This window comes from Streptomyces sp. SID12501, assembly GCF_010550245.1.
Lineage (GTDB): Bacteria > Actinomycetota > Actinomycetes > Streptomycetales > Streptomycetaceae > Streptomyces.
In genome coordinates this window covers 195,560-222,382 of sequence record NZ_JAAGLU010000014.1, presented here as the reverse complement: position 1 = coordinate 222,382, position 26,823 = coordinate 195,560, and the positions used below count along the sequence as shown (strand labels likewise).

The 26,823-nt window shown below is 70.4% G+C and carries 28 protein-coding genes and 1 tRNA gene; 23 read left to right on the top strand and 6 right to left on the bottom strand.

Annotated elements, in window-relative coordinates; translation table 11 throughout:
• Window positions 1–21: 21 nt before the first annotated feature.
• Complete coding sequence (locus G3I71_RS19140) at window positions 22–840, bottom strand: class I SAM-dependent methyltransferase (protein ID WP_164316010.1); 819 nt, start codon at window positions 838–840, stop codon at window positions 22–24.
• A 59-nt stretch (window positions 841–899) separates the two neighbouring features.
• Between G3I71_RS19140 and G3I71_RS19135 the strand changes: the two genes are divergently transcribed.
• The 16 genes from G3I71_RS19135 to G3I71_RS19065 all read left to right on the top strand — a co-directional run bounded on the left by G3I71_RS19135 (window position 900) and on the right by G3I71_RS19065 (window position 13,208).
• Window positions 900–1,616, top strand: a complete 717-nt coding sequence (locus tag G3I71_RS19135) for a GntR family transcriptional regulator (RefSeq protein WP_164316009.1) — start codon at window positions 900–902, stop codon at window positions 1,614–1,616.
• 370 nt (window positions 1,617–1,986) lie between these two features.
• The gene (locus G3I71_RS50360) at window positions 1,987–2,136 is read left to right on the top strand and encodes a hypothetical protein (protein WP_203730720.1); all 150 of its coding nucleotides are present in this window, start codon (window positions 1,987–1,989) and stop codon (window positions 2,134–2,136) included.
• A gap of 90 nt (window positions 2,137–2,226) precedes the next feature.
• Window positions 2,227–2,493, top strand: coding sequence for a DUF6284 family protein (locus G3I71_RS19130; protein WP_164316008.1), 267 nt, complete (start codon window positions 2,227–2,229; stop codon window positions 2,491–2,493).
• A complete protein-coding gene (locus tag G3I71_RS19125) occupies window positions 2,490–2,807 on the top strand; it encodes a hypothetical protein (RefSeq protein ID WP_164316007.1) in 318 nt (105 codons plus the stop codon). The genes G3I71_RS19130 and G3I71_RS19125 overlap by 4 nt, the downstream gene beginning before the upstream one ends.
• Window positions 2,807–3,064: a hypothetical protein gene (locus G3I71_RS19120; RefSeq protein WP_164316006.1), complete on the top strand. Its 258-nt coding sequence runs from the start codon at window positions 2,807–2,809 to the stop codon at window positions 3,062–3,064. The genes G3I71_RS19125 and G3I71_RS19120 overlap by 1 nt, the downstream gene beginning before the upstream one ends.
• Window positions 3,061–3,915: a DUF2637 domain-containing protein gene (locus G3I71_RS19115; protein WP_164316034.1), complete on the top strand. Its 855-nt coding sequence runs from the start codon at window positions 3,061–3,063 to the stop codon at window positions 3,913–3,915. Before G3I71_RS19120 ends, G3I71_RS19115 begins: the two co-directional genes overlap by 4 nt.
• Entirely contained in the window at window positions 3,912–5,129 is a 1,218-nt protein-coding gene (locus G3I71_RS19110; protein ID WP_164316005.1) for a DNA cytosine methyltransferase, read from the top strand. Before G3I71_RS19115 ends, G3I71_RS19110 begins: the two co-directional genes overlap by 4 nt.
• Window positions 5,130–5,172: 43 nt before the next feature.
• Window positions 5,173–5,490 carry a hypothetical protein gene (locus tag G3I71_RS19105; RefSeq protein ID WP_164316004.1) on the top strand — a complete coding sequence of 106 codons (318 nt, stop codon included), beginning with the start codon at window positions 5,173–5,175 and terminating at the stop codon, window positions 5,488–5,490.
• A gap of 118 nt (window positions 5,491–5,608) precedes the next feature.
• Window positions 5,609–7,726 carry an ATP-binding protein gene (locus tag G3I71_RS19100; RefSeq protein WP_164316003.1) on the top strand — a complete coding sequence of 706 codons (2,118 nt, stop codon included), beginning with the start codon at window positions 5,609–5,611 and terminating at the stop codon, window positions 7,724–7,726.
• A gap of 207 nt (window positions 7,727–7,933) precedes the next feature.
• On the top strand, window positions 7,934–8,398 hold the full coding sequence (locus G3I71_RS19095; RefSeq protein WP_164316002.1) for a hypothetical protein: 465 nt from the start codon (window positions 7,934–7,936) through the stop codon (window positions 8,396–8,398).
• 31 nt (window positions 8,399–8,429) lie between these two features.
• Complete coding sequence (locus tag G3I71_RS19090; RefSeq protein ID WP_164316001.1) at window positions 8,430–8,927, top strand: hypothetical protein; 498 nt, start codon at window positions 8,430–8,432, stop codon at window positions 8,925–8,927.
• Between the two features lie 85 nt (window positions 8,928–9,012).
• Window positions 9,013–9,918, top strand: coding sequence for a bifunctional DNA primase/polymerase (locus G3I71_RS19085; RefSeq protein ID WP_164316000.1), 906 nt, complete (start codon window positions 9,013–9,015; stop codon window positions 9,916–9,918).
• Window positions 9,915–10,259, top strand: a complete 345-nt coding sequence (locus tag G3I71_RS19080; RefSeq protein ID WP_239149214.1) for a hypothetical protein — start codon at window positions 9,915–9,917, stop codon at window positions 10,257–10,259. The genes G3I71_RS19085 and G3I71_RS19080 overlap by 4 nt, the downstream gene beginning before the upstream one ends.
• Window positions 10,256–11,419 (top strand): DUF3631 domain-containing protein, encoded by a 1,164-nt coding sequence (locus tag G3I71_RS19075; protein WP_164315999.1) that lies wholly within the window; start codon window positions 10,256–10,258, stop codon window positions 11,417–11,419. Before G3I71_RS19080 ends, G3I71_RS19075 begins: the two co-directional genes overlap by 4 nt.
• A gap of 188 nt (window positions 11,420–11,607) precedes the next feature.
• The gene (locus G3I71_RS19070) at window positions 11,608–11,793 is read left to right on the top strand and encodes an AlpA family transcriptional regulator (RefSeq protein ID WP_164315998.1); all 186 of its coding nucleotides are present in this window, start codon (window positions 11,608–11,610) and stop codon (window positions 11,791–11,793) included.
• Window positions 11,794–11,855: 62 nt separating this feature from the next.
• The gene (locus tag G3I71_RS19065; RefSeq protein ID WP_164315997.1) at window positions 11,856–13,208 is read left to right on the top strand and encodes a site-specific integrase; all 1,353 of its coding nucleotides are present in this window, start codon (window positions 11,856–11,858) and stop codon (window positions 13,206–13,208) included.
• A 158-nt stretch (window positions 13,209–13,366) separates the two neighbouring features.
• Here the strand turns inward: G3I71_RS19065 and G3I71_RS19060 are convergent.
• Both G3I71_RS19060 and G3I71_RS19055 read right to left on the bottom strand, forming a co-directional pair.
• Window positions 13,367–13,453 (bottom strand) — tRNA-Ser (locus G3I71_RS19060).
• A 64-nt stretch (window positions 13,454–13,517) separates the two neighbouring features.
• Entirely contained in the window at window positions 13,518–15,026 is a 1,509-nt protein-coding gene (locus tag G3I71_RS19055) for a trypsin-like peptidase domain-containing protein (protein WP_164315996.1), read from the bottom strand.
• A 287-nt stretch (window positions 15,027–15,313) separates the two neighbouring features.
• Here G3I71_RS19055 and G3I71_RS19050 point away from each other — a divergent pair, with 287 nt between their 5' ends.
• The 3 genes from G3I71_RS19050 to G3I71_RS19035 all read left to right on the top strand — a co-directional run bounded on the left by G3I71_RS19050 (window position 15,314) and on the right by G3I71_RS19035 (window position 18,063).
• The gene (locus G3I71_RS19050; protein ID WP_164315995.1) at window positions 15,314–16,123 is read left to right on the top strand and encodes a glycerophosphodiester phosphodiesterase; all 810 of its coding nucleotides are present in this window, start codon (window positions 15,314–15,316) and stop codon (window positions 16,121–16,123) included.
• 284 nt (window positions 16,124–16,407) lie between these two features.
• Entirely contained in the window at window positions 16,408–16,959 is a 552-nt protein-coding gene (locus tag G3I71_RS19040) for an ATP-binding protein (protein WP_164315994.1), read from the top strand.
• Between the two features lie 138 nt (window positions 16,960–17,097).
• A complete protein-coding gene (locus G3I71_RS19035; RefSeq protein ID WP_164315993.1) occupies window positions 17,098–18,063 on the top strand; it encodes a DUF5926 family protein in 966 nt (321 codons plus the stop codon).
• Between the two features lie 232 nt (window positions 18,064–18,295).
• Here the strand turns inward: G3I71_RS19035 and G3I71_RS19030 are convergent, their stop codons facing one another.
• Both G3I71_RS19030 and G3I71_RS19025 read right to left on the bottom strand, forming a co-directional pair.
• Complete coding sequence (locus G3I71_RS19030; RefSeq protein ID WP_164315992.1) at window positions 18,296–18,859, bottom strand: hypothetical protein; 564 nt, start codon at window positions 18,857–18,859, stop codon at window positions 18,296–18,298.
• A gap of 56 nt (window positions 18,860–18,915) precedes the next feature.
• Entirely contained in the window at window positions 18,916–19,590 is a 675-nt protein-coding gene (locus tag G3I71_RS19025; RefSeq protein WP_164315991.1) for a bifunctional DNA primase/polymerase, read from the bottom strand.
• A gap of 612 nt (window positions 19,591–20,202) precedes the next feature.
• On the opposite strand from G3I71_RS19025, the gene G3I71_RS19020 reads away from it, so the two are divergent.
• From G3I71_RS19020 to G3I71_RS19005, 4 genes are all read left to right on the top strand, one after another.
• Window positions 20,203–21,618, top strand: coding sequence for a PP2C family protein-serine/threonine phosphatase (locus G3I71_RS19020; protein WP_203730716.1), 1,416 nt, complete (start codon window positions 20,203–20,205; stop codon window positions 21,616–21,618).
• 127 nt (window positions 21,619–21,745) lie between these two features.
• Window positions 21,746–23,212, top strand: coding sequence for an aminopeptidase P family protein (locus G3I71_RS19015; protein ID WP_164315990.1), 1,467 nt, complete (start codon window positions 21,746–21,748; stop codon window positions 23,210–23,212).
• 53 nt (window positions 23,213–23,265) lie between these two features.
• A complete protein-coding gene (locus tag G3I71_RS19010) occupies window positions 23,266–24,663 on the top strand; it encodes a PLP-dependent aminotransferase family protein (protein WP_164315989.1) in 1,398 nt (465 codons plus the stop codon).
• A 113-nt stretch (window positions 24,664–24,776) separates the two neighbouring features.
• Window positions 24,777–26,009 (top strand): MFS transporter, encoded by a 1,233-nt coding sequence (locus G3I71_RS19005; RefSeq protein ID WP_164315988.1) that lies wholly within the window; start codon window positions 24,777–24,779, stop codon window positions 26,007–26,009.
• On the opposite strand, the gene G3I71_RS19000 is transcribed toward G3I71_RS19005, so the two are convergent.
• A complete protein-coding gene (locus G3I71_RS19000) occupies window positions 25,984–26,817 on the bottom strand; it encodes a triphosphoribosyl-dephospho-CoA synthase (RefSeq protein WP_164315987.1) in 834 nt (277 codons plus the stop codon). The two genes, G3I71_RS19005 and G3I71_RS19000, sit on opposite strands and share 26 nt — an antisense overlap.
• Between the last annotated feature and the right edge of the window lie 6 nt (window positions 26,818–26,823).

Sequence of the window (26,823 nt, the reverse complement as noted above, 5' to 3'; positions counted from 1 at the left end):
CCCTGCCCATGGGATGAAACGTCAGCCGTTGGCGTCCTCGGGTGCCCGTCCCACCGCGAGCAGATGCGAACTGGCGGCGAGCAACTCCGGGTATGGCTCAGCCATCCGCGCGGCTGCCATGGCGGCCGCGATCAGGTCGTCTGTGGGGCCGTCGCCCGGTTGCTGTTCCACCGCTTTCACGAGCGACCACGCCGGACCCTCGATTCCGAACACCTGCACGTCGCTGAGCCCCGCTTGCCGAAGCTCATCAGCGAGTTCCTCACCACGATGGAAGTACGCCAGGGTGAAGTGATCACCATCGTGCACCCCAGTTCGGAGGATCTTCGAGACTGCCTCGTGCATGCGCTCAGTGTGGAGGTGCGCGTATGTGACGTGCTCGAACAGTGAGGCATAACGGTTGATCGCCGCTGCGGCTACCAACCCGCCCGGCTTCACGACGCGGCGCGCCTCTGACAGTGCCTGACGGCGGTCGCCAGCATCGGGCAAGTGGTAGAGCGGACCGAGTAGTTGCACGACGTCGTAGCTGTCATCGGCCGCGTCCAGGTCCCGCGCGTCTCCGAGGGACGCCGGGCAGACGGCGGACGCTTGTTCAACGTGGCGGGGAACGGGGTCCACCAAGGACACCTCGTATCCGTCCTTCACCAACCACTCCGCATGCGCTCCGGTGCCGCCCCCGACGTCCAGCACGCGCGCGGGGGCCGGCGGTAGGAAGCGGCGCAGGAGTTCTTTGGTTCGGGCCAGTTCGAGACGGCCGTCTGCCGACCGAGTCAGGCGGCTGTCCTCGTTCACGGTCTCGCCGTAAAAGCGCAGGACAGAGGGGGCCAATTCGCGATTCGACATAGCAGCAGTATGGTGTGTACCGGTGGACCAGTCCACCCTGGAGTGTCGGAAGGGAAGTCATGGCCCTACTGAAGTACGAGGAGATCGCGGAGTCGCTACGTGCTCGTATCGCCGCTGGCGAGTTCGCTCCGGATGAGCCTCTGCCATCCGGACGCGACCTCGCGGAACAGTGGTCGGTGTCGCGTGCGACCGCCATCAAAGCAATGGACGTGCTGCGTAGCGACGGTGTCGTCGTAGCCAAACAGGGAACGGGATTCGTCGTGACGAACACCCCCGTCGCGCGACCTGCGGGCGCACGACGGGCGGGTTCCGCCCGCATCTCTGGAGGCATGCCCTACGAGAGGGTGGGTGAGCCGGATTGGGCCGAGCCCCCGGTACGCGTGGCCACCGCGCTGCGCATCGATTCGGGAGTCTCCGCATTGCGGCGCATCCGACTCCACCGACTCCCGGACGGGAGCCCGCACAGCTACGCGGAAGCGTGGTTCCCGCCGGAGATCGCGGAAGCCTCGCCCCGCCTCGCGGACACCGCCCCGATCGCCGAGGGAACGACTCGTTACGTTCGTCGGCAGACCGGCCGCTATCCGGCGGAGGGGGTGGACGTGACCACGGTGCGGCTCGCAACTGAGCACGAGTCACACCACCTGGCGCTGCCTGAGGCGACGGCGGTTGCCGTCATCCTGCACACCGCGTACGACCAACAAGGGCGCCCGCTCGTATGTGAAGAGGGGGTCACCCCCTCCCCCCACTATGAGCAGGTGGAGACCTATGCGATGTAGGCCTGAGTTACCCATAGAAGAGCTGGACCGGTCCGCCGGTCCAGCTTTTTTGATGCTCTTTCAGCTCTCTGGCCAGCAGGAATGCTCCGAATGTCGACAAAGCTCATGCCGCCCGACTTGACTGGACCGGTCCACCGGTCCAGTCTATGGATGTGCCCGGAGGAAAGCCCCGCAAGGGGTGAGTACGAAGGAAGCGCGAATTGATTGAGAACTCAACAGTGTGCCGACCCAGCCACCTGAACACGGGTGGTCGATGGGTTGCCTCCCCTGCCCGGCCACGACGGGCGTACGCAGCAAAGCAGGCAGGGGAACGGGGCCCGCCGATCCGATCGGCGCCGGCCCACACCTACGACACCTCAGGAGTCAACGCATGTTCGACACGACGTCCCAGGAGTCCACCACCGACTTGACCTCCCCGGAAGCCGTGCAGATCGGCCAGGAGGTCTACGACCGCATCACGTCCGGCGAGTGCACGGACGCGGTGGCGGAGCTGAACGAGGCCTACGGCCGCAACGACTGACCCACCCACCACATCAACGGCGCGCGGCGCCCGGGGTGCAACCCGGGCGCCGCTTCGGGCCGTACCACCCTGCGAGAGGAACCACGACCCATGAAGCACATCGGTGCTGATCAGAAAGCTGTTACCACCGCTCTTCCCGACCGCGAGCCGACGTTCGCTGAGCTGGGCGCCATCTCGGTTGAGATGCCGCTGATCCTGGCGGAAGTCGAGTTGCTGGACGCACAGATCATGACGCTGGACCGCACCCCCACGGAGCTGGACGCGCGGCGTATCCGCCGGGCCCGCCGCAAGGTGCTGGCCGCCCGCCTCACCCTGGCGAACCTGACCACGATGCACATCCCGGGGGTGGGAGCGTGAGCGCGACCCTGGCACTGGACTGCCTCAGCGCGCCGCTGCGGGCGTTGCGGGTGCTGGCGGTGGACTTCGGGCATCTGCCCGCGCCGCACGTGGACGTGACCACGGTCTACCCGGACCGGCTGCGACTGAGCTTCCATGACGACCTGTCCGTGTTCGAGGCGTGGCGGGAGGCCCTGGGGGTCGACCCGGACATGGTCGACTACCGCGAGCAGAGCGCCGGCCAGACGCGCGTGCTGAAGGTGTTCGTCGACTTCTCGGGCGCCGTGCTGGAACTGACCGGCTACAGCGACATGCCCGTTGCGGCGGTGGCGTGATGGGCCGCCGCTTCAAGGACATGCAGACCCCGGAGCAGCAGTACGCGGCTCAGCAGGCCGCCCGCCGCGCTGACACTCCCGCGCCCTCGCGTCCGGTCGCCGCTGCCACGCACCGCGAGTGGGTGGCCATGTCGGCACACCAGCAGGCCGCGCACCTCGCCCGTCTGGACGGCCGTGAGGACGAGGCCCGCCGCTGGGAGCAGCAGGAAGCACAGGCCACCGCCCCGGCACCCAGGAAGCGGGGGTGGTTTCGGTGAGCCTCAACCGCAAGGGTCGGGCCGCTCTCGTGCTGGCCCTGGTCGCGGTCGTCGGCATGGCGTTCCGGGTGTCGTGGAACGCGTTGCGGGACATCGCGAACGCGGTCGGTGCGGATGACACCGCCGCCACCCTCTACCCGTTCGTGGTCGACGGCCTGATGGCCCTGGCCCTGGTCGCCGCTCTTGTGCTCGACGGCAAGGATCGGACGTTCGCGTTGCGGGTGCTGGGCGCCTACACGCTCGCCTCGTTGGTCCTCAACTACGTGCACGGTCTCGTGCCCGAGCTGCACGACGCTACGGCCGGTTGGGGACGGCTTGCCGCCGGCGAGTACGCCAACTGGGTGTTGGTCCTGCTGGCGACGTCGCTTCCGGTCGGGTCGATCTACTTCGGATCGGATCTGGTCGCCAAGGTGCTGCACCACCAGCCCACCCCGGTCCCCGACCCGATTCCGGCCCCGATCGTGAATGCGGAGGAATCTACCGAGACCATCAGTTATCGGTCTACCCCTGACCTGCTGGAATCGACTCCGCTGCCCGCGTTGGCGGCTGCGGTACCGGTGCCCGATCCGGCCGAGGTCGAACCGATCGTACGGAGTGCGGTGGCGGCTGAGTCGGTCCGTCCGCGTCGGGCGACCGGCAGGGTTCCCGCCGTCGCCCGCCCGACCCGACCGAAGCGCACACCGGATCAACTGCTCGCTGAGGCACGGAAGGTGACGGCCGGTTGGCCGGACGCCAAGCTCACCGCTGAGGGCATCCGCCTCGAACTGCACACCTCCCCGGTCAACGCCCGGATGCTGCGCGACACCTTGCGTGCCGAGCGTGCCGCCGAGGGCGGGGCGGTGGCGGTGTGAGCGGGCTGCGGATCGGCTCCGTGTGCACCGGATACGGCGGCCTGGACGAAGCCGTCCAGGCCGTGTTCGGCGGGGAGCTGGCGTGGGTGGCGGACAACGACCCCGGCGCCGCCCGCATCCTCGCCCACCACCACCCCGACGTGCCCAACCTCGGGGACATCACCGCCGTCGACTGGCACGACGTGGAACCCGTCGACATCTACATCGGCGGGTATCCGTGCCAGCCGTTCAGCTCCGCCGGCAAACGGAAGGGAACCGCCGATGCCCGGCACATCTGGCCCCACATCGCCCGTGCCCTTCGCGTTCTACGACCCCGCTACGCGGTCTTTGAAAACGTCGCAGGGCACCTTTCTCTCGGATTCGACACCGTCCTCGCCGACCTTGCCGCCCTCGGGTTCGATGCACGATGGTGCACTCTTCGCGCGTCCGACATCGGCGCCGCTCACCAGCGCAAACGGCTCTTCGTCCTCGCCTGGCCTGCCGACACCGGCAGCGCGGGACTGGCGGGGCGGGGGCCAGCGGGGGCAGCTCCCGACGGCCGTCACCTCGCTGCTGCCGACGCCCTCGACGTCGGAGAACACCGGTCCGGGACACGCCGCTCAGGGCGGGATGAACCTGCGCCACGTCGTCTCCCTGCTGCCGACACCGGTGGTCGGGGACTCCAAGGGCGCCCGCCAGTCGACAGCCCCGAACCCCCGCAGCAGTTCTCCGACGCTGACGGACCTGACGTTCAGCGGGGCACTGCTGCCGACTCCCCGCGCGTCGGCGAACGAGAACCGGCAGACCAGACGGACGCCGTCGCAGGAAGCGGGGACGCACGGCAAGTGCCTGGCAGCGGAGGTATCGAGTCTGCTGCCGACCCCGCGGGCATCCGACGGGGAGAACGGCGGACCCAACCAACGCGGGAGCAAGGGCGACCTGGCGCTCCCCTCGGCAGCACACCGGATTGGGGCGTCTACGGCCCGGCCGTCGCCCGCTGGGAAACCGTCCTCGGACGCCCCGCTCCCCGGCCAACTGACGCTCTGGGACGACTGAACCCCCCGTTCGTCGAATGGCTCATGGGCCTCGACGCCGGACACGTCACCGACGTACCCGGCCTCTCCCGCTCCGCACAGCTCAAAGCCCTCGGCAACGGCGTCATGCCCCAACAGGCCATAGCCGCACTGCACACCCTCACCACCGCCGGACACCACTCCGGCACCCTCGCCGCCTGAAACGGCCAACCCACAACCACCGTTTACAGAAGGGGAGTTGCCCGTGTCCAAGTCCGAGATCCGCCGTATCGACCGCGAGATCCACAAGGCCGCCGCCAAGCTGGAAGCGGTCAAGCGGGGCGAGTCGTGGCCGCTCAACGGTGCCGAGCGCCGGGCCATGGCCCGCGCCACCATCGGCGGCTCCTACAAGGTCGTACGGGGCAAGAGCACCGCCCGTGCGGAGCAGCAGATCGACACCACCACCTCGAACGCGGAGATGCGGCTGACCGCCGAACTGGCCGCCCTGCACGGCGAGAAGCAGCGCCTGATCACCGAAGCCGCCCGCGAGAAGGCGGCGAAGAAGCGTTCCGGCTGGTTCTGACCAGCCAACCCAGCAAGACCAGGCGCCGGGGTGCCCGCTCTTTCCACGGACCCGGCCACCCCGACGCCCTCACCCCCAACTCCCGCCCCCAAGAGGGGCAGTCAGGAGCACCACCAGCATGACCGACAACATCATCCCTCTCACCAAAACCCCCCTCACCGGCGCTGAGCCGGACGTGGCCCCCACGGTCCTGACCGTGGTGCCCGACGCCCCGCCCGCGCCCCTGACGCCGTTGTGGGTGCGCTCCGGACGTGCCGTCAAGACCGCCGTCACCCACGAGAGCACCAAGACGGCTGTTCGTGCGGTGGCCCGTCACGGCCTCTACACGTTCAACGGGGGCCGGATCGTGGCCCGCCGCACCTGGGACGGCAAGACCGGCGCCCGATACGAACGCATGATCCGCACGGCGGAAGCCGCCGGGAACCTGGAGGCCGCCGAGGAGTGGGAGGAGCGGTTGCAGCGCTTCCGCCAGGCACGCCACCACCGCCGCATGGACCTGCTGCACTCGCCCGTAGAGGCCGCCAAGGGACTTGCGGTCGGTACCGGGGTGGGCATCGGCGTGCTGGTCGCCCTCGGGGTCGTCATGGCGATCAACAACCACGACATCGGCGACGTCATCACCCCGCTCAAGGCGACCATCGAGTTCATCGCCCTGCTGATCCGAATCGTCCAGGTCACATGGGGCACCGCCATCATCGTCGGCCCGTTGCTCGCCCTGTTCGCCCTGTGGGCGGTCGGCAGCAAGCAGCAGGCCGCCCCGGCGTGGGCGCTGCCCGCGAACGTCCGCAGTGGTGAGGGTGAGCCGGTCACCCCGTCCATCGTCGTCAAGGCCCTGCGCGACCTCGGAGTACCCGCGCTGCGCAACGCCATCAAGGACATGGGCGACGCCGGCGCGTCCATGCTCGGACCGATCCGCATTGCCGGATGCGGTGTCGAGGTCGACGTGACGCTTCCCTCGGGGGTCTCCACGATCGAAGTGCAGAACCGGCGCCGGAAGTTGGCGGAGAACCTGACGCGGCACGAGCACGAAGTGTTCATCACCATCCCTCAGGCGGCCCGTACGGTGCGGCTGTGGGTGGCCGACTCCGGGGCGCTCGATGAGCCGATCGGGCCGTCTCCGCTGGTCACGGACGAGACGATGACCGCCGACTACACCAAGGGCAAGGCCCCGTGGGGTCAGGACCTGCGCGGCGACATGGCGGCACTGAGCCTGTATCAGCGCCACCTGCTGATCACCGGTCTGTCGAACCAGGGCAAGACCGTGGCCCTGCGCTCCCTTGCGCTGTGGCTGGCCCTGGACAAGTCGGTGCAGTTCTGGATCGGTGACCTCAAGGGCGTGGGCGACTGGGCCATGTTCGACGGCCTGGCCAGCATGTTCATCCAGGGCCCGACCGACGACCACGTCATCCAGGTGACCGAGATGGTCGAGGGCGCGGTCGAGGAGATGAACCGCCGTATCCAGGCCCCGCCCGGAACGGTGTTCCCCGCCCTGATCGTGATCGTGGACGAAGCACAGATGGCGTTCATGTGCCCGGTCGTCGACGACGAGCGGCGCCCCTACGGCGGAGCCAAGGCCACCTCGCGGTATTTCATGGCGGTCCGCAAGATTCACAACCAGGGCCGCGCGGTGAACGTGCTGATGTGGCAGGGGACGCAGGACCCCACCGACCAGAACCTTCCCAAGCTGGTCCGCGAGGGTGCCCACACCCGTGCCTCGCTCGCGCTGGGCACGGAGTCTCAGGCGCGGATGGCGCTGGGGGACAAGGCTGTCGACGGGGGCGCGGCCCCCAACCTGCTGCGCCCCGGCCTGGATCAGGGAACCCTGGTTCTCGCCTCGTCCGGCATCGACATTCCCGCCGGGCAGGCGTCCATCACGGTCCGCACGCACTACATCGACGACGACGCGGCCGAAGCCATCGTTGCCCGCGCCAAGGCGATGCGCGACGGGATCACCACCCTGCGCGTCGTCGACAAGGGGGAGGAGCGGGACGCCCTCGCCGACATCCTCGACGTCATCGGGGACGAGGAGCGCTCGCTGACGCAGGACGTCATCAAGCGGCTCTCGGTCCTGGACTCGGACGCCTACGGCCGCTGGTCGTTCGTCGACCTCAAGCGCGTGCTGGAGGCCGCCGACGTGGAGCCCTACAAGTCGCACGGCCGGATGAACATCCGCCGTGACGACGTCGCCCGCGCCCTCGCCGACCGCGACAGCGACGGTTCCGCTTCCGCCTCCTGATCGCGGGGAGGCAAACCCTCCCGTCGTGGGGAGGCGGGGAGAACTCCCCAACCGCCTCCCCACCCTGCCTCCCCCACTCTGATCAGCGGAAACATCATTTCGGGGAGGCGGGGAGGCACTCCAGGTCAGACCCCTGAAACCCCCTCCACAGCGCCCCCGGAAGGGGGTGTCCCTGCCTCCCCAAACCAGCACCGGAAGGGATTCCGCATGTACCCCGACCACACCCACCAGGCGCCCGACAAGCGGGCCATGACCATCCATCAGCCGACCCCGATACAGCCCGTCATCGCCGCACCCGCGCCGCTCGTTCCCGTCCAGCCGGGCACCATCCCGGCGGTCGCGAGCATCGTCCTGCCGGACGGCCGCGTCGTCACCGGCTACGCCATCAACCCCCTCCACCCCGAGCCCGTCACCACCCCGCCGGCCGTCTCCCGGACGGCCGTGAACGTCGCTCTCGGGGGCGTCGGGTTCCTCGCGGTGTGCGGCGGCCTGCTGCTCCTCACCACGTTCATCACCGCCCTCACCACCCTGATCACTCAGCTCATCACCCTGGCCGCCGTCATCTTCGGCGGCTGGATCGCCGTCCAGATCTTCGGCGCGAGCGGCCACAAGGGCGGGACCACGATCAACGCCCGCAAGGCAGTCATCAAGCGCAACAAGTTCTACGGCTGAGAGACCAACACCTGTGCTCCGAAAGGAAGTCATGACCACGCCCACCACGACATCCGCCGCCCTCCGGGACGACGACCCGCTCATGGAAGCCATCGCCCTCGCCGTCTGGGAACAGTGCGAGCGGCAGGACTACCGCACCACCAACGACGACCCCCGCAACATCGCCGCCGTCGCCGCCACCGTGGCCCGCGCACTCCTGCTCCCCGACACCACCGCCGACGACCCCGGGCCGGAGCCGGAGCCGTGGCCGACGCCGGAAGAGGCGTACGCCGACGCCCCGCACCCCCGCGACGAGTTCGACTGGCTCATCAGCCAGGCCGACGCCGGCAAGCGCAACCGAGAGTGGTGGCTGCGCCGCGCCGCCGCCGTCGACCGCAGGAGCGCCAACCTCCCGCCCGACCACCGCCTCAGGGACGAACACGCCCTCGAACTGGCCCACTTCCTGATCGAACTGGACGGCGCCACCGTCACCGGCGACCCCCGCCGCTACGTCCGCCGCCAGTACCTCTACTGGGCCAGGAACAACTAGCTACGCCAAGGGCGGCCCCCGTCTCGGCAAAAGTCCGGGGCCGCCCTTGTCACCCAGCACCCTCAAGGAACTGGAGACATCCAGCATGACCCATGACCCCCGTGCCGCGCTGCTGCGCGCGGCACTCGCCGCCGCTGAGCACGGCTGGCCCGTCCACCCCCTACGCCCCGGCGCCAAACCCCCCGCCCTGCACGGTGAGGCCGCGTGCCCCGGTACCGGCGAGTGCGCCGCCGGACACCGCAAGTGGGAGCAGCGCGCGACCCTCAACCCCGACGTCATCCGCGCCGCGTGGGCACTGCGCCCGTTCAACGTCGGCATCGCCACAGGCCCCGCCGGGCTGGTCGTCGTCGACCTCGACATGCCCAAGCCACAAGACGGTGCGGACACGCCTGACGGCTTGACGTCCTTTCAAGCGCTCTGCGAGCGCGCCGGGCATGCCGTCCCCGACACCCTCACCGTGCGGACCCCCAGCGGTGGCCGGCATCTGTACTTCACCACCCCGCCCGGCATCCGACTGCCCAGCACCAAGGGCACGTTGGCCCCGAAGATCGACACCCGCGCGTGGGGTGGCTACGTCGTCGCCGCCGGGAGCATCACCCCCGCCGGACCGTACGAGACTCTCAGCGGCTCTGTGGCGGCTCCGGTGCCCGGATGGCTGCTGAGCATCCTTCAACCGGCGCCCAAGCCGTCACAGACCCCCTCAGGGCCCGTAACGACACAATCAGGTCGATACGCTGACATCGCGCTCGGCAACGAGACCCGCAACGTCTCCGGGGCCCAACCCGGGGAACGCGAAACGAAGTTGTTCCGGGCAGCGCGCGCCATGGGGCGGTTCGTCGCGTGGGGCGACCTCCCCCGCGCTCTGGTCGAACAGGCTCTTCAGGAGGCGGGCGAGAGGGCCGGACTCACCGCTGCCGAGTGCCGCTCCACACTCCGCAGCGCACTCAACTGGTCGATCACCCACAACCAGCGCCGCCGGGACGCGGCATGAACACCCCACCCCGTCCCCCTCTGAAGAGCATCACCCTCGCTGCGACAGGCCCGCGCGCCGCCGAACCCACCGCACCCCGCACGGCCGTGGGCGAACCGAAGGGCGTCGCCGAAGGCGTCCGAAGTGCTGTTGGTTCTGACCCCGACACGGTCACCATCAGCGGCATCTGCCCCGGGCTGCAAGTGCAGTTCACCCACCCGCCCATCGCTGACTGGCTCTGTGCCTGTGGGCACCACGAGCGCGCCCGGGGCCGCGCCGCCGTCATCGAACTCACCACCCGCGTGACCGTCGGCCTCTGCCCCCACGTCACCACCGCCCAAGAAGGAAGGGCCGCCGCATGACCGAGTCGACCGCCACCCCGCCCGCCATCGACGGCGCCGCGCTGCTCAACGAGGTGGAAGCCTTCCACCGCCGCTTCAACGTCTTCCCCCACGAGGCCGCCTACGTCGCCGTGGCGTTGTGGGACGCGCACGCGCACCTGCTGGACTGCTTCGACTCCACCCCGCGTCTCGCCTTCCTGTCCCCGGAACCGGGTTCGGGGAAGTCGCGGGCCCTGGAGATCGTGGAAACCCTCGTGCCGGAGCCGATGACGGCCGTCAACGCGTCCGCCGCCGCGCTGTTCCGGTCGGTGTCCGGACCGAACGGGCGGCCCACGATCCTGTTCGACGAGATCGACACCGTGTTCGGCCCGAAGGCGGGCGACAACGAGGAACTGCGCGGGTTCCTGAACGCAGGCCACCGCCGTACCGGGGTCACCTACCGGTGCATCGGGGACGGCGGCAACCAGACCGTTCAGGCGTTCCCGTCGTACTGCGGAGTCGCGGTCGCCGGACTCGGGAACCTGCCCGACACGATCATGACGCGGTCCGTCATCATCCGCATGCGCCGACGGGCCCGTAACGAGCGCATCGAACCCTTCCGCGCCCGTCTGCACGAGGCGGAAGGCCACAAGCTCCGTGACCGGCTCGCCCAATGGGCCGAACACGCACGCGGGTTCGTCATGGGCGCCTGGCCCGACATGCCCGACGAGGTCAGCGACCGCCCGGCGGACGTGTGGGAACCCCTGCTCGCCATCGCCGACGCGGCCGGCGGCGACTGGCCCGACCGGGCCCGCGCCGCGTGCGTGACGCTGGTGACCGCGTCCAAGACCAACGACAAAGGCAGTCTCGGGGTCCGGCTGCTGACCGATCTGCGTGATCACGTGATGGTCGGCATCGACCGCCTGCCCACCATCGCCATCCTCGACCGGCTCAACGCGCTCGATGACGCGCCGTGGGCCGATCTCAACGGCAAGCCGCTCGACAGCCGGCGCCTGTCCAAGATGCTCGCGGAGTACATGACGGCCGACACCGAGCCGATCGCGTCCCGCAACATCAAGGCCGCCGGGAGCGTCCTCAAGGGCTACTACGCCACCGATCTGCACGACGCGTGGGGCCGCTACTGCCCCCCACCCCCGGAAAGTCCGCTACCTCCGCTACCGGGCACCGAAAACCTGGCCTGACCTGCGATAACACGGTAGCGGCAACCACCCCCGGTTGCCGCTACCGTGCCGCTACCCATCCGCTACCGCTACCTTTCCCGCTACCTCCAACAGGCCTCTGACCTGCGCGGTAGCGGCGGTAGCGGAAGTAGCGCCCCTCAGAAGGGGGCCCCGAGCCCCAACACGGCACTTCTCCAAGGAGTTTCGCCATGGCCCGCCCCCAGATGCTCAAACTCCCCGAAGTCCTCTCCGAGATCGAGATGAGCCGCGCCGCCTTCTACCGGATGCGCGCACGCGGCAAGGCACCGAAGCTCATCAAGCTCCCCAACGGCCAAATCCGTTGCCGCCGGGGCGACTTGGATGCGTGGTGGGCCAAGCACGAGATCGCCGCCTGATCACTGACCGAACCGAAGGGACCCCGCCATACAGCGGGGTCCCTTCTCCATGAGGGAGCACGATGCACAGCTACGACGTGCGCGTTTGGAACATTCGCAAGCGCCCGAGCAAAGCCGCTCCGTTCCAACTCCGGTGGCAGGTGGACGGAACGGAACACCAAGAGAGGTTCGCGACCAAGACGCTCGCGGATGCCCGCCGTGCCGAACTACTCACCGCGACCCGCAAGGGCGAGCCGTTCGACACCGAAACCGGCCTGCCCGTCTCGGAGGTCCGCGAACGCAACCGCACGACTTGGTACGCCCATGCCCGCGCGCACGCCGCGCGGAAGTGGCCGACCGCTGCGGCGAAGCACCGAGCGAGCATCGCGGAAAGCCTGACCATCGCCACGATGGCCGTCTGCTCGACAGGGAAGGGCCGACCAGCAGACGAACTCTTGCGCCGCGCGCTCTACCAATGGGGGTTCAACGCCGGACGCCAGGACCAGGAACCGCCGGAAGCGGAGGCCGCCGCGTTGGCGTGGGTCGAACGCAACGCGCCGGCCGTTGTCGACCTGGACAACGCCAAGCGCATGCGCACGGTCCTTGAACACCTGGCCAGCCGTCAGGACGGCAAGCCCGCCGCCGCGAACACGTTCCGGCGCCGTCGCGCGGTGCTGAGCAACTGCCTGCGTCTGGCCGTGGAACACGAACTACTCCCCGGCAACCCTCTGCACCGCGTCCACTGGGAGACACCCAAAACCGTGGAAGAACTGGACGTGCGCAGCGTCGCCACCCCTGCGCAGGCGCGAGCACTGCTGGACGCGGTCCGTGCGCAGGGCCCGCGCGGGGCTCACCTGGTCGCGTTCTTCGCCTGCATCTACTACGCCGCACTGCGGCCGGAAGAGGTGTCGATGCTGAGCGCTGAACAGTGCGACCTCCCCGAGGCAGGGTGGGGACGGCTCATGCTCGCCGGCGCCCGGCCACAGGTGGGCTCAGCGTGGACGAACGACGGCAAGCCGTACGAGGAGCGGCAACTGAAGCATCGGGCCCGCCGTTCCGTCCGCCCGGTGCCCATCCCGCCTGTCCTGGTCGCCCTGCTGCGCGCTCACCTAGACGCATTCGGGACCACACCCGAGGGGCAACTCTTCACCGCCGTACGGGGCGGTCCGATCCGTTCACAGGAGTACGGCGCGGCCTGGAAGGAGGCTCGCCGGAAGGTGTTCACGGCCGCGCAGGTGGCCTCTCCACTCGCCGCCATCCCGTACGACCTGCGACACGCGTGTGTGTCGTTCTGGCTCCGCTCCGGGGTGAGCCTCGCGGAGACCGCCCGCCGCGCGGGGCAGAGCGTGGCCGTACTCCAGCGCTACTACGCCAAGGTGCTGGACGGCGAGGAAGCCAAGATGAACGCGATGATCGAGAAGGGATTGGCGGAGTAGGGGAACGGAAGCGAGGGGCGTAAATCCTGGCCGCAGGTTGGCCGCACGCGCTGGTCAGAGATGGGATACAGGCGAGTCAGGGTGAGACAGGGTGAACGCAGATGGGGTGTCCCTCACTGAGGGACACCCCATCTGACCTGCAACGCATATGACCTGCGCGGAAGCGGTGAGATTCGAACTCACGGTGACATCGCTGCCACGACGGTTTTCAAGACCGTTCCCTTAGGCCGCTCGGGCACGCTTCCCCGTGCCGGGCCTGATCAGCTCGGCGCGGGACAAGAGTAACGGGTCCTCACGTGGGCGCGTGGGTCAGCTGTCGCCCTCGCGGGAGCCCAGGGTCAGTTCGACCGTCTTTGACTTGCCGTCGCGTTCGTAGGTGATCTGGACCTTGTCGCCGGGCTTGTGGGTCCAGATCTCGCCGATCAGGGTCGGGCCGCTGTCGATCACGTGGTCGTCGAGCTTGGTGATGACGTCGCCGGGCTTCAGGCCGGCCGCGGCGGCCGGGCCGCCCGACTCGACGGGGTCGGCGGCGTCCGTCGACTTCTGGCTGATCTGCGCGCCGCCCGTGCCCTCGGTCAGGGTGACCGAGGCGCCGATCTTCGCGTAGACCGGCTTGCCGGTCTTGATCAGCTGCTGTGCGACGTACTTGGCCTGGTTGATCGGGATGGCGAAGCCCAGGCCGATCGAGCCGGACTGGCCGGTGCTCAGGCCGCCGCTGCTGGAGGACTGGATCGCCGAGTTGATGCCGATGACGTTGCCGGCCGCGTCGAGCAGCGGGCCGCCGGAGTTGCCCGGGTTGATCGACGCGTCGGTCTGCAGGGCGCTCATGTACGACGCCTTGCTGGTGGCGCTGCCGTCGCTGGAGGCCACCGGGCGGTTCTTGGCGCTGATGATGCCCGTGGTCACCGTGTTGGAGAGGCCGAAGGGGGCGCCGATCGCGATCGTCGAGTCGCCGACGGCCACCTTGTCGGAGTCGCCGAGGGTGAGCGGCTGGAGGTCCGACGGTGCGTTCTTGAGCTTGATGACCGCCACGTCGTAGCCCTGTGCGTGGCCGACGATCTCGGCGTCGTACTTCTTGCCGTCAGGGAAGGTGGCCGTCAGCTTGCCGCCGTCGACCGCGTCCGCGACGACGTGGTTGTTGGTGACGATGTGGCCCTGGGTGTCGAAGACGAAGCCCGTACCGGTGCCGCCCTCGCCGCTGGAGCTCTCGGCCTCGATGGTGACCGTGCTCGGCAGTGCCTTGGCGACCACGCCCGCGACCGTGCCCGCGTCGCGCTTCAGGTCGCCGCCGCTCTGCTGTGCGGCGGCGACCGTCGTCGACGTGGTGGAGTCGTCGTTGTCCTTGGCCAGCGTGTAGCCGAGGCCGCCGCCCAGACCGCCCGCGACCAGCGCGGCCACCAGCACGGCCGCGAACAGCCCGCCGCGCCCGGACTTCGGTTTCGGCTGCTGGTCGTACGTGGCGCCCCAGGGCGTGCCCGTGTCGCCTCCGCCTCCGCCGTCCGCGTACGCCGCGCTGTCGCCGGCGTCCATGTACGACGGCGTCACCGGCGGCGGGGGCGGTGGCCAGGCGCCCGCCTCGTGGCCCGACCCGGCGCCCTGTCCTGTCTCCGGCGCTCCTGCCGACGCGTACGCCGGTACCTGGCCCGCGTGCGCCGGTTCCGGCTCCGGTGCGCCCGGGGCGCTCGAAGGCACCGGCGGGAGCGGAGTCGTCGATGCCTCGGTCGCGGTGGCCTGCGGGGAGGCAGCAGGAGATTCCACCGGCACGGGAGGTGCGGACGGGGCCGGGGGTACCTCAGTGCCCTCGTTCTCGGTGCTCACAGCTCTGTCTCCTCGATCCACGGCTGTCCTGGTCGGTCGCACTTGGTCACGTCCGATCACATATGTACGTACCCGTTTACACGGGTACGCGGTCGGTACGTTTCAGCTGTGCGTGTCCTTTTGTATGCCGTCAGCTTTTACCACCGGCCGTCAGGGCACCATAAGCGGTGCCTGTGGGTCCGGGACGATCCTTTATATCCGACAAGTCACACAAACATGGGTATCTGTTACGCGCGCGGGGTGCCCGCCGCGTCACGACCGTCCTCCGACGGTGACACCATGACGCGGTGACCCACGCACGACAGCACCCGATCCAGGTCGTCGCCCACCGCGGAGCCTCCGAAGAGGCACCCGAGCACACGCTGGCCGCCTACAAGAAGGCGATCGAGGCCGGCGCCGACGCCCTGGAGTGCGACGTACGGCTGACCGCGGACGGCCATCTCGTCTGCGTCCACGACCGTCGCGTCAACCGTACGTCCAACGGCCGCGGCGCGGTCTCCGCACTGGAGCTCGCCGATCTCGCCGCCCTGGACTTCGGTTCCTGGAAGAACGGCGACGAGGCCCCCGACTGGGAGCACCGCCCGGAGGACCGCGAGGACACCTCCGTACTCACCCTGGAGCGGCTGCTCGGACTCGTCGCGGACGCCGGGCGGCGGGTGGAGCTGGCCATCGAGACCAAGCACCCCACGCGCTGGGCGGGCCAGGTCGAGGAGCGGCTCCTGTTCCTGCTCAAGCGGTTCGGGCTGGACGCCCCGGCGTCCCCGGCCGATTCGCAGGTACGGGTCATGAGCTTCTCGGCGCGCTCGCTGCACCGGGTCCGCGCCGCCTCGCCGACGCTGCCGACGGTCTATCTGAACCAGTTCCTCTCACCCCGGCTGCGCGACGGCCGGCTGCCTCTGGGGGTGCGGATCGCGGGCCCCTCGATCCGGATCGTGCGCAGTCACCCGGCGTACATCGAGCGGCTGAAACGCGCCGGTCACCAGGTGCACGTCTGGACCGTGAACGAGCCTGAGGACGTCGACCTCTGCGTGGACCTCGGCATCGACGCCATCATCACCAACCGCCCGGGCGCGGTCCTGCGGCAACTGGGCCGCTGACCAGCCAGGCTCCCGCGACGACGGAACCCCCTCGGCCACGAGCCGTCTCTTACCCGACTCCGACCCCGGTTCGCGCCAGGACTCTTGACCTGACGGTCTCCGTGAGGAAACCTCCACCTTCGGCCATACCGTCGAAATCCGGCCACTCGGTTACAGGGAGTGCACCGGCGCGTTCGCTCTGTGTTCGATCACCGCGAGTGCGTCATACAAGGCGGAAGGGACGGTTTCCGGTACAGGCCAAGGGGGCATTCACACCGTGGCGTGGGGCAAAGGAGGTCTCGGGGGTGGCGTTGGTGGTGGCACAGGAGGTGCCCACGTCGTCGAGCATGGCCGTTCCCCATGGCCCTGCGGGCGTGGGGAGAGCAAGGCACCGGATGCGCGATCAGTTGCGCACGGGCGGTGTGTCGGAATCGGTCATCGACGACGCGGTGTTGATCCTGTCCGAACTCTTGAGCAATGCGTGCAAACACGGTCGGCCACTGGGCGAGGCCCTGGCCGGTGACGGCGATGTCCGGGCAGCGTGGCGCGTGGAGAACGGCGGCAGACTCACCGTCGAGGTGACGGACGGCGGCGGTCCGACCCGCCCGGTTCCGGCGACCCCTTCGGTGACGGCGCACGGCGGTCGTGGGCTGAACATCATCACGGCGCTGGCCAACGACTGGGGTGTCCGCGACGACACCCGCGGCGAGGTCACGGTGTGGGTCGTCGTCAACGACGACGTCCACGACCCGGACGCGGGTCACCGGCGTACCGACTTCGCCACCCGCATCACGGCGCGCTCGATGTCCGCGATACCCGAGCTGGACTTCGCGGACGCGTTCGACGACATGGACTGACGGCATACGGACGGCCGGACGTGTCCACAGGTCCGGCCGTCGGTGTGCGGTCCGTTGTCCACAGGGTCCCGTCGGCCGTCGTACGAGCGGCTAGGCTCGCGCCAGTACGAGACGAGCCGTAACCGGGAGACAGCCACGATGGCCAAGAAGCGACCCCAGACGAAGGCCTCGCGGCCCCAGCTGTCCGACCGGGAGATCCCGGTTGTCGGCGCCCGTGAGCCCTGCCCCTGCAACAGCGGCCGGCGCTACAAGGCCTGTCACGGCCGGGCCGCCGCGCACGCGGTGACCGAACTGGTGCACCGGCCCTTCGAGGGCCTGCCCGGCGAGGGCGACTGGGTGGCCCTGCGCGAGCTGGTCCCCGCCGCCACCGTGGAGCTGACCCTGGCGGGCGGCCTTCCCGAGGGCGTTCCCTCGGTCACACTTGCGACGGTCCTGCCGATGGCGTGGCCCGCCCTGCGCCGCGACGACGGCTCGGTCCTGCTCGGTCTGCAGAACGACACGTCGTCCGGCGACATCAGCCGCGACCTCGCCGACACCCTCCGGCGCGCGCTCGCAGCGGAGCCCGGTACGCCCGTCCAGGGCCGCCGCGCCCCGGCCGAGGGCCCGCGACTGCAGGACCTGCTCGACCCCGAAGGCGCGTTCGAGCCAGTTGTGCACACGGGGTTCGAGTTCTGGGTCCCGGACGCGGAGAACGCCACGGCGGACGTCACCGCTTCCCTGGAGCGGGCGAACGACGCCGCCATCCCGACCGTGAAGCTGACGGGCGTCGACGCCGCGTACTGGTGCGAGACGCCGGACAAGAACCACCTGCGCTGGGTGATGCCGCACGGTGAGGAGCAGCTGCTCGACGCCCTCGCGCGGCTGCACGCGGCCGGGCGGTCCAGCCTGGGCGAGGGCACGCGCCTGGTGGGTTCCTTCCGGGCGCACGGCCTCACCGTTCCGGTCTGGGACCTGCCGACCGGCGTCACCGCGGAGGACGTCGAGAAGCCGGCCGCCGAGTTCGCCGACCGTCTCGCCACCGCCCTGGCCTCGGAGGCCCCGCTCACCCCGGAAGAGCGCCGCGCCCGTGGCGGCCTGACCAACCGACAGGTGACTCTCAGCTGACGCACAGTCGGATCGGCCCGCTCCGACCGGGTGACTCCTGTCACAACTCCCCGTGAGAACAGGGGAATCGGTGTCCGAATAGCCAAGTTCGAATTTGCGAACCGCCGATCTCTTGTTAGCGTTGCAGTAGCCCGGTTGCTGGTGCATCCCCCGTCGCCAGCAACCGGGTCTTTCTGTGCCCGGAGATCCAGCAGTGGCCCGCGCGGCGTTCTGTACGGAACCGTGCCGCGCGTCAACTCCCGTCAGGCGCACCGGAGTTGCTCCCCGACCGCAGCAACAGCGGTCCCTGCCCGGCCACTCCCGCGAACTCCGCTACCGCCATGTACGCGCCCGGCTCACCCGCTGTGCGCTCCCTGGGCGTCTCGCACACCCCCGGCTCGTCCTCCGCGCCCACCGCGCACCGCAGCTGCACGGTGTGGGCCTCGGGCCCCATGAGACTCAGTACGGACGTGAGTGCACGGCCGGTGGCGTTGCGGTAGTAGGTGCGCGCCCAGGTCTCCTCCCCCTGCGACAGCACACAGGTCTGTGCCTCGATGCCGTCGGGGGAGGTGAGTTCGGGACCGCAGCGGGCGGCCGTGGCGAGCCCCAGACCCAGCAGCAGCGGTGAACCGGCGGGAGGATCGGCGGCCTCTCGCGCCTTACCGTCCTCAGGGCCCTCCTGAGGGCCCTCTTCCGGCGTCAGGGAAAGGAGGGCGGCGCGGTCCGCGTCGCCCACCGGCCCCGCGGACGCGACGGCCAGCGGCAGGGCGACCGTGAGCGCCACGACGCCCGAGAGAGCGAGCAGACGGAGGTTCATGGAGGTGAAGATAACGACAGGGGACGGGCGCCCGGTTGCCCGCGCGCCCGACACCCCTACAACTCGGGCGCGCTCACACCCGTACGAGTGAGCGCCTCGACCACGGCGTCCACCACGGCCTCGACATCGGGCACCCAGGGCGAGGCCGAGCCGGGCAGTGGTGCGCGCTCCCAGCGGATCTGGCCCTGGCCGGTCTCCGACGGGGGCAGCGCGATGTAGCCGCCCTCGCTGTGGAAGCGGAGGGAGCCGGGCACGAAGTCCTGCGCGTACAGCAGTTCGCCCAGCTGTTCCATCGTGTACGGCTTCACGAGCAGCGACCAGCGGGTGGGCGCCGCGACGACCGGACCCAGGCGCATGCCCTTGCGGTCCAGGGCCTCGAGGGCACGGGCCGCGGCCAGGGCCGGCAGGCTCACCGCGCACGGTGCCGCGCCGCCGGTGGCGAGGATGATGGGGGCCGTCGGCCGGTTGGTCCACCACCAGCGCACCATGCGCTCGTCGGTGGTGGCCGCGAGCAGACCGGGGTCGAACGGGTGAGCACCGGGGACCGTGCACTCCGGATCCGGGCAGCCGCAACGGGCGCGCCCCTGTGGATCCGGTGCCACGCCCGGGAGTACGGGCCACTGCCATCCGGTCGCGAACGTCAGAGCCGCGCCGAGCACCTCAGGCTTCCCGCCGTCACGCCGGGACAGGAGCCTGCGTCGCCTTCCGAGCCTTCCGAGGATCTCGCGCATGAGCGCTCGTTCCTTTCCGTTGCACGCCTGGCAACACCGTGGGCCACATCACGTCATGTGCAGATCACTTCACTGTGCGTACCTTCTGGCGCATCCCAACCTGTGGGAGGCAAGGGGCAGCCCCCCTGTTGTGCGCCGAGCGCCGAGCGTTGGCTACGTCCGCGTCCATACTGCGTTGATCAAAAGCATGGGCATGGCGCGGGGTGGCGGAGTCTGGCGTTTTGCCGTCCCGCGTGTTCTCTCCGCCTCCGCCAAGGGAGGATGGGGCACGGTCGTCGATGGTTAAGACGCCCGGGTCCGTCGCCAGGTTCCGGGAGGTTCCACAACCACCCCTGGTCTTCACCGAGAACGTACCCATCAAGACCGCTGTGACGCTCCGTCGAACCAGGCCAGTCGACCGCAATAACCCGCTACCCGAGTCAGTTTTAAGCCAACTTCGCTTTTCCGCAAGGGGACCCCGGCAAACCCATGGACACCAGGAATCCCGGCAGGACAATGCTGGACATCCCCTCACGAGTGCGTGTACATGTGGAGACACTGCTAGCGGCGCAGAATCACATGGGGGTTTGCGATGCTATTGAGCAATAAGCGCCGGTCGGAAGGCCGGACGCCATGAACGCCCCGCACCTCCCGAAAGTGGCCGGAATCGATGCCACGGTTCCCTCGCCCGCACACACTGTCGCGCCCGCGCCCGTATCCCCGGACACCCCAGCAGACACACCCGCGCTGACCTGCCCCAACGGCCCCGGCATCCTCCTTCAGGACCGCCTCGCCGGCTGGGTGTCCGACCTCACAACGCTGCACGAGCTCACGGAACGGCTGGCACGCACGGCATCACTCGCCGACGCACTCCAGGAGCTGCTGCGCGCCGGAGCCGCTCTCGTGGGCGCCCGGCGCGGTCTCGTCGTTCTGGAACCCGGTGACGGCCTGGGTCCCGACACCACCATTGGCCTGGGGCTTGCCCGCTCGGACCTCGGGCACATCGAGACGATCCCGCGCGGCGCGATGCCGTACGGCCGGCTTCTCGACACGGCCGCCGGGCTGCCCGGCGGCGAGAGCGAAATCACACACCCGGACCTCCTCGCCGAGGACGGTCTCGACCCCCGCCACCGCGAGGTGGCCGCCCGCCTCGGCTACGGGGCGAGCTACTCGCTCCCGCTGTCCACCGAGTCCGCGGGCCGCCTCGGCGCGGCCGTCTGGCTGTACGACGAACCCGCGGAGCCGGTCGAACGGCAGCGTCACCTCGTCGGCCTGTACACGCGGTTCGCGACCGAGCACCTGGCCCGGCTGGTCGAAGTGGAGCGCACGCGCGCGTGCGTGCGGACGATCTCCGAGGAACTGCTGCCCGCCCGGCTGCCCCGGACGGCCGGCGTCCAGCTCGCCGCCCGGCACCGCACCGGCCCGCGCGGCGGCGGCGACTGGTACGACGCGCTGCCGCTCCCGGACGCGGCCCTCGGCCTGGCCGTGGGCGCGGTGACCGGCTCCGGGCCCAGTGCGATCGCCGCGATGGGCCGGCTGCGGGCCTCCCTGCGCGCGTACGCGGTGATGGAGGGCGAGGACCCGGTGGCGGTCCTCTCCGACCTGGAGCTGCTGCTGCGGCTCACCGAGCCCGCCCGCTGCGCCACCGCCCTGTTCGCGTACTGCGAGCCCGCGCTGCGCAAGATCACGCTGGCCGGTGCCGGGCACTGCCCGCCGCTGGTGATCGGCGAGCGGCGCACGGAGTTCGTGGAGACCACCGTGTCGGCGCCGCTCGGGATGCTCGCCTGCTGGGAGGCGCCCAGCGTGGAGTTCCGTACCGAGCCGGGAGAGACGGTTCTGCTCTACACCGACGGGCTGCTGCACCGTACCGGCGCCTCCGTGGACAGGGCCTTCTCGCGGCTGCACGCGGCTGCGGCGAGCGTGCCCAGGCAGCTGCGGGACGATCCGGGCGCGATCGCGGACCACGTCCTGCGGAGCATGCTGCCGGACGAGCTGGACGCGTCGGACGGTCAGGAGGACGTCGTACTGCTGTCGGCGCGGTTCGAGTGAGCGGCCGGACACCCGGCCGGACATCCATCCGGCCGGTCGTCCGGTGGATCGCCTCTCGCGCCCCTGGGCCCCGTCCCGTACGACCGTACGATGGACGGGGTCCAGTGCCGTATCAAGGAGGATGACCGTGGCGGACGAGCTCAATCCGGTGACCCCGGAAACTGAGACCGAGCCCGAAGAGCCGATCAAGCAGCGGAAGAACGGCCTGTACCCGGGCGTCTCCGACGAGCTTGCCGAGAGCATGAAGTCCGGCTGGGCCGACACCGAGCTGACGGGCCTGGAGCCCATCGCGCAGGCCGGTCACACCGCCGCCCGGCGAGCCGCGCTCTCCGCGCGCTTCCCGGGCGAGCGCCTGGTGATCCCCGCGGGCAATCTGAAGACGCGTTCGAACGACACGGAGTACCCCTTCCGCGCGTCGGTCGAGTACGCCTACCTGACCGGCAACCAGACCGAGGACGGCGTTCTCGTCCTGGAGCCGGTCATCGACGGTCACAGGGCGACGATCTATCTCCTCCCGCGCTCCGACCGCGAGAACGGTGAGTTCTGGCTCTCGGGGCAGGGTGAGCTGTGGGTCGGCCGCCGGCACTCGCTCGCCGAGGCCGAACAGGTGTACGGCATTCCGGCCTCGGACGTCCGCGAGCTCGCCGCCGCACTGACGGAGGCCACCGGGCCGGTGCGGGTCGTACGTGGGTTCGACGCCGGTATCGAGGCCGCGCTGACCGACAAGGTCACCGCCGAGCGCGACGCCGAACTGCGGGTCTTCCTGTCGGAAGCGCGGCTGGTCAAGGACGAGTTCGAGATCGGTGAGCTGCAGAAGGCCGTCGACTCGACGGTGCGCGGGTTCGAGGACGTGGTGAAGGTCCTCGACAAGGCCGAGGCGACCTCCGAGCGCTACATCGAAGGGACCTTCTTCCTCCGCGCGCGGGTCGAGGGCAACGACGTCGGCTACGGCTCCATCTGCGCGGCCGGCCCGCACGCCTGCACGCTGCACTGGGTGCGCAACGACGGGGCCGTGCGCTCCGGAGAGCTGCTGCTGCTGGACGCGGGCGTCGAGACGCACACGTACTACACGGCCGACGTCACCCGGACGCTGCCGATCAACGGCACGTACACCGAGATCCAGAAGAAGATCTACGACGCGGTGTACGACTCCCAGGAGGCCGGGATCGCGGCCGTGCGGCCCGGGGGCAAGTACCGGGACTTCCACGACGCGGCACAGCGGGTGCTGGCCGAGCGGATCGTGGAGTGGGGGCTTGTCGAGGGGCCCGTGGAGCGGGTGCTGGAGCTGGGGTTGCAGCGGAGGTGGACGCTGCACGGCACCGGGCACATGCTCGGCATGGACGTTCACGACTGCGCTGCGGCGCGGGTCGAGTCGTATGTCGACGGGACGTTGGAGCCGGGGATGGTGCTGACCGTTGAGCCCGGGCTGTACTTCCAGGCTGATGATCTGACCGTGCCTGAGGAGTATCGGGGTATTGGGGTGCGGATCGAGGACGACATTCTGGTGACCGACAGTGGGAACCGGAACCTTTCGGCTGGGCTTCCTCGGCGCTCGGATGAAGTCGAGGCGTGGATGGCACGTCTCAAGGGTTGAGTTTCGTCTGCGGGTGATTCGTGTCTGGTCGCGCCCACGCGGCGGAGCCGCAAATGTCACAGCCCCGCGCCCCTGGCCATGTCGGCGTGGACCTGCATCTTGAGTTCGCCGTCGGTGAAGGGCGCCGTGGCGGGCTCGAGCGTGCCCTGCGGGATGCCGTTCGGGGCGGGCGGCTCGCGCCCGGGGTCTTGCTGCCCGCCACTCGGCGGCTCGCTGACGAGTTGGGGGTCTCGCGGGGGACCGTGAAGGCCGCCTACGACCAACTGGTCGCCGAGGGGTACCTCAGCGCTCGGCAGGGCGCCGGTACGCAGGTGGCCGCGCTGCCCTCCGCGGACGCCGGACCGCCGGAGGCACACGTACACGCGCGTGTGCCCCGGTTCGATCTGCGGCCCGGGAGTCCGGACGTGGGGACGTTCCCGGCGGACGCCTGGCTGCGGGCGCTGCGCCGGGCCATCGCGACGGCGCCCTCCCTCGCGTACGACTACGGCGATCCGCGCGGCCGGATCGAGCTGCGGACGGCGCTGTCGGGCTACCTGGGGCGGGCCCGCGGGGTACTCGCGCCGCCCGAGCGGATCGTGATCACCTCCGGGTACGTGCAGGGGCTCGCGCTCCTCACGCGCGTGCTGGACGGCGCCACGATCGCCATGGAGGACCCGGGGCTGCCCTTCCACCGTGAGGTCGTACGGCGGGCCGGCGGACGGGTCGTACCGGTGGGCGTCGACGAACGCGGCGCCCGCGTCGAGGAGCTGGCCGCCCGGCACGAGGTCGCCGCGGTCGTCGTCACGCCCGCCCATCAGTACCCGACCGGCGTCACCCTGCACCCGGAGCGGCGCCGGGCGCTCACCGACTGGGCACGCGCGCGTGACGGGCTGATCGTCGAGGACGACTACGACGGGGAGTTCCGTTACGACAGACAGCCCGTCGGGGCCCTTCAGGGCATGGCTCCGGGGCAGGTCGCCTACATCGGCACCGCCTCCAAGACGCTCGGGCCCGCCCTGCGCCTCGGCTGGATGGTGCTGCCGCCCCACCTCGTCGACGCGGTCGCCGACGCCAAGCTGCACAGTGATTTCCACACCGAGACCATCGGCCAGCTGGCCCTCGCCGAACTGATCACCAGCCACGCGTACGACCGGCACGTGCGCGCGTGCCGCCTGCGCTACCGGCGTCGCCGGGACCGGCTCGTCGAGCTGCTGGGCGCCCGTCGGAACGTGCGCGGGATCGCGGCCGGGCTGCACGCCCTGGTGGAGGTGGCCGACGAGGCGGCGGTCCTGGCACGGGCCGAGGAGGCCGGGCTCGCGGTCGGGCATCTCGGGGAGCACTGGCACGCGCTGGGCGAGGGGACGGCGGCGGAGCGTCGGGCGCAGGGGCTGGTCGTGGGGTACGGGACGCCCCGGGAGCGGGTGTATCCGGAGGCGCTGGAGGTGCTCGGGCGGGTTCTGGAGGGCGGCTGATTACGGTCTGCCGGGAGTTGGACCGGGAGTCACGCCGGGAGTGAAATTGGGTCATGAAAGAGCGGAACTATTGGGCCTGCCCATCGGTCCACCGTGCTTCTAACGTCGTCTGTATGACCAACTCCCTCGTCCCGCCCGCAGGCCCGCAGCGCGTCCTCGCCCTGGCCCAGCTGACCAACTCGGTCGGCGACGGGGCGTACTACGTCACCTCCGCCCTCTACTTCACCCACGTCGTCGGGCTCGCCCCCGCGCGCGTGGGGCTCGGGCTGACGCTCGCCTGGGCGGTCGGTTCGCTGGTCGGGGTGCCGCTCGGGCGGCTCGCAGACCGGCGCGGGGCGCGCGGGACCGCCGTACTGCTGGCGCTCGCCACGGGGGCCGCGGTGGCGTCCTTCCTCGTCGTGCGGGGGTTCGTGCCGTTCGTGATCGCGGCCTGTGCCTACGCGTCCGCGCAGTCGGGGCTCGCGGCGGCCCGGCAGGCGCTGCTCGCCGGGCTGGTGACCGCCGGGGACCGCACGCGGCTGCTCGCGCACCTCCAGTCCACGCTCAACGCCGGTCTGGCAGTGGGCGCGGGACTCGGCGGCCTCGCGCTGAACGCCGGGACCCGGGCCGCGTACCTCGGGGTGTTCGCGCTGGACGCGGCGAGTTTCCTGGTGTGCGCGGGGCTGCTGCTGCGGCTGCCGTCGGTGGCGCCCGTCGCCGTGACGAAGTCGCGGGGGCTCGGTGTGCTGCGCGACCGGCCTTACGTCGTCGTGACGCTGCTCAACACCGTGCTGCTGCTGCGCATGCCGTTGCTCAGCCTCGGTATCCCGCTGTGGATCACCGAGCGGACCGACGCTCCGGCCTGGGTCGTCTCCGCGCTGTTCGTGCTCAACACCGGGGCCGTGATGGTGTTCCAGGTGTGGATGGCGCGCGGGGTGTCGGGGCTCGCGTCGGCCACGCGCGCGGTACGACGGTCCGGGTGGGTCATGCTCGCGGCGTGCGCGGTGTTCGCCCTGTCGGCGGGGCTGAGCCCCTGGGTGGCCGTCGGTGTCCTGGTGGTCGGCGCGGCGCTTCAGGTCGTCGCCGAGATGGGGCAGTCGGCGGGGTCCTGGCAGCTGTCGTTCGAGCTGGCCACGGCCGACCGGGTCGGCGAGTACCAGGGCTTCTTCGGCACCGGCGTCACCGTGGCCCGTACCGCGGGGCCCCTCGTCCTCACCACGCTGCTGGTGGGCTGGGGGACCCCGGGTTGGCTGCTGCTGGGCGGGGTCACGCTGGTGGCGTCGTACGCGATGGGGCCGGCGGCCCGGAAGGCGGCCACCGCCGGCCCGGCGGGCGCGGGTGTCAGGCAGCCCGTGTCAGTGAGCTGACCGGCAGGGAGTCGAGGAACAGAGCCCCCGCGAAGAGGCCCGCGCTGCCCCGGGGGCTCCACGCGCGCGTGTGGAGGTCCTCGTCGAAGGCGGTCAGCGCCGCGGCGCCCGCCTCCGTGGACGTGCCGCCCGCCTCCAGGATTCCGCGGGCGCCCGCCTGGACGTGGCGCAGGCCGAGCGGGCCCGCCGTGTACAGCAACTCGGTGTCCTGGAGCGTCGACATGACGGTCACAAGGGCATCGAGACGGGCCTCCGCCTCCGTCGCCCCGGTCGAGCGGGCGGTGCCCAGGGCCTCCAACGCGCGCCGTACGTGCGGGAATCCGGCCCTCGCCTCGCCACGGGCGCCTGCCGCGCCGTACTTCGCCGACACCGAGGAGCCCCGGGAGGCTTTGCGCGGGGCGCGCTTGTCGGGGTGGGAGGCGATGCGCTTGGCGGCCGCGGCGACGTCGAGTGCCTTGGCCCGGGGGTCCAGGGCGGCTGCCGCGACCAGCAGGCCGAGCGCCCACAGGGCGCCCCGGTGGCCGCCGCCCGCGAGCTCCACCGAGTGCTCGGTGGACCGGCCGATCGCGCCGAGTTCCGTACGGAGACCGGGTGTCGGTTCGCCGGCGCGGCGCGCCGCCGCGGCCATCGCCGCGAGGCCGGGCGCGAGCGCCTTGGCCGACCAGCGCAGGGCAAGTTGGTCCTTGCGCGTGGTGCGGGCGTCGAGATCGCGCGGGTCGGGCAGGCCCGGCTTGGGAGCCAGGGCCAGCTGCCCGGTCAGCGCGTCCACGGCGGCCAGCGCCAGCGCCTCGTCCTCACGGCTGCTCATGGCCGC

Bases quoted from the DNA above. Each gene is read 5' to 3' on its own strand.
- G3I71_RS19130 (WP_164316008.1), top strand. From the start codon at position 2,227: ATGAAGCACATCGGTGCTGATCAGAAAGCTGTTACCACCGCTCTTCCC.
- G3I71_RS19135 (WP_164316009.1), top strand. From the start codon at position 900: ATGGCCCTACTGAAGTACGAGGAGATCGCGGAGTCGCTACGTGCTCGT.
- G3I71_RS19120 (WP_164316006.1), top strand. From the start codon at position 2,807: ATGGGCCGCCGCTTCAAGGACATGCAGACCCCGGAGCAGCAGTACGCG.
- G3I71_RS19005 (WP_164315988.1), top strand. From the start codon at position 24,777: ATGACCAACTCCCTCGTCCCGCCCGCAGGCCCGCAGCGCGTCCTCGCC.
- G3I71_RS19020 (WP_203730716.1), top strand. From the start codon at position 20,203: ATGAACGCCCCGCACCTCCCGAAAGTGGCCGGAATCGATGCCACGGTT.
- G3I71_RS19090 (WP_164316001.1), top strand. From the start codon at position 8,430: ATGACCACGCCCACCACGACATCCGCCGCCCTCCGGGACGACGACCCG.
- G3I71_RS19070 (WP_164315998.1), top strand. From the start codon at position 11,608: ATGGCCCGCCCCCAGATGCTCAAACTCCCCGAAGTCCTCTCCGAGATC.
- G3I71_RS19025 (WP_164315991.1), bottom strand. From the start codon at position 19,590: ATGCGCGAGATCCTCGGAAGGCTCGGAAGGCGACGCAGGCTCCTGTCC.
- G3I71_RS19100 (WP_164316003.1), top strand. From the start codon at position 5,609: ATGACCGACAACATCATCCCTCTCACCAAAACCCCCCTCACCGGCGCT.
- G3I71_RS19095 (WP_164316002.1), top strand. From the start codon at position 7,934: ATGTACCCCGACCACACCCACCAGGCGCCCGACAAGCGGGCCATGACC.
- G3I71_RS19080 (WP_239149214.1), top strand. From the start codon at position 9,915: ATGAACACCCCACCCCGTCCCCCTCTGAAGAGCATCACCCTCGCTGCG.
- G3I71_RS19075 (WP_164315999.1), top strand. From the start codon at position 10,256: ATGACCGAGTCGACCGCCACCCCGCCCGCCATCGACGGCGCCGCGCTG.
- G3I71_RS19035 (WP_164315993.1), top strand. From the start codon at position 17,098: ATGGCCAAGAAGCGACCCCAGACGAAGGCCTCGCGGCCCCAGCTGTCC.
- G3I71_RS19030 (WP_164315992.1), bottom strand. From the start codon at position 18,859: ATGAACCTCCGTCTGCTCGCTCTCTCGGGCGTCGTGGCGCTCACGGTC.
- G3I71_RS50360 (WP_203730720.1), top strand. From the start codon at position 1,987: ATGTTCGACACGACGTCCCAGGAGTCCACCACCGACTTGACCTCCCCG.
- G3I71_RS19065 (WP_164315997.1), top strand. From the start codon at position 11,856: ATGCACAGCTACGACGTGCGCGTTTGGAACATTCGCAAGCGCCCGAGC.
- G3I71_RS19140 (WP_164316010.1), bottom strand. From the start codon at position 840: ATGTCGAATCGCGAATTGGCCCCCTCTGTCCTGCGCTTTTACGGCGAG.
- G3I71_RS19010 (WP_164315989.1), top strand. From the start codon at position 23,266: ATGTCACAGCCCCGCGCCCCTGGCCATGTCGGCGTGGACCTGCATCTT.
- G3I71_RS19085 (WP_164316000.1), top strand. From the start codon at position 9,013: ATGACCCATGACCCCCGTGCCGCGCTGCTGCGCGCGGCACTCGCCGCC.
- G3I71_RS19000 (WP_164315987.1), bottom strand. From the start codon at position 26,817: ATGAGCAGCCGTGAGGACGAGGCGCTGGCGCTGGCCGCCGTGGACGCG.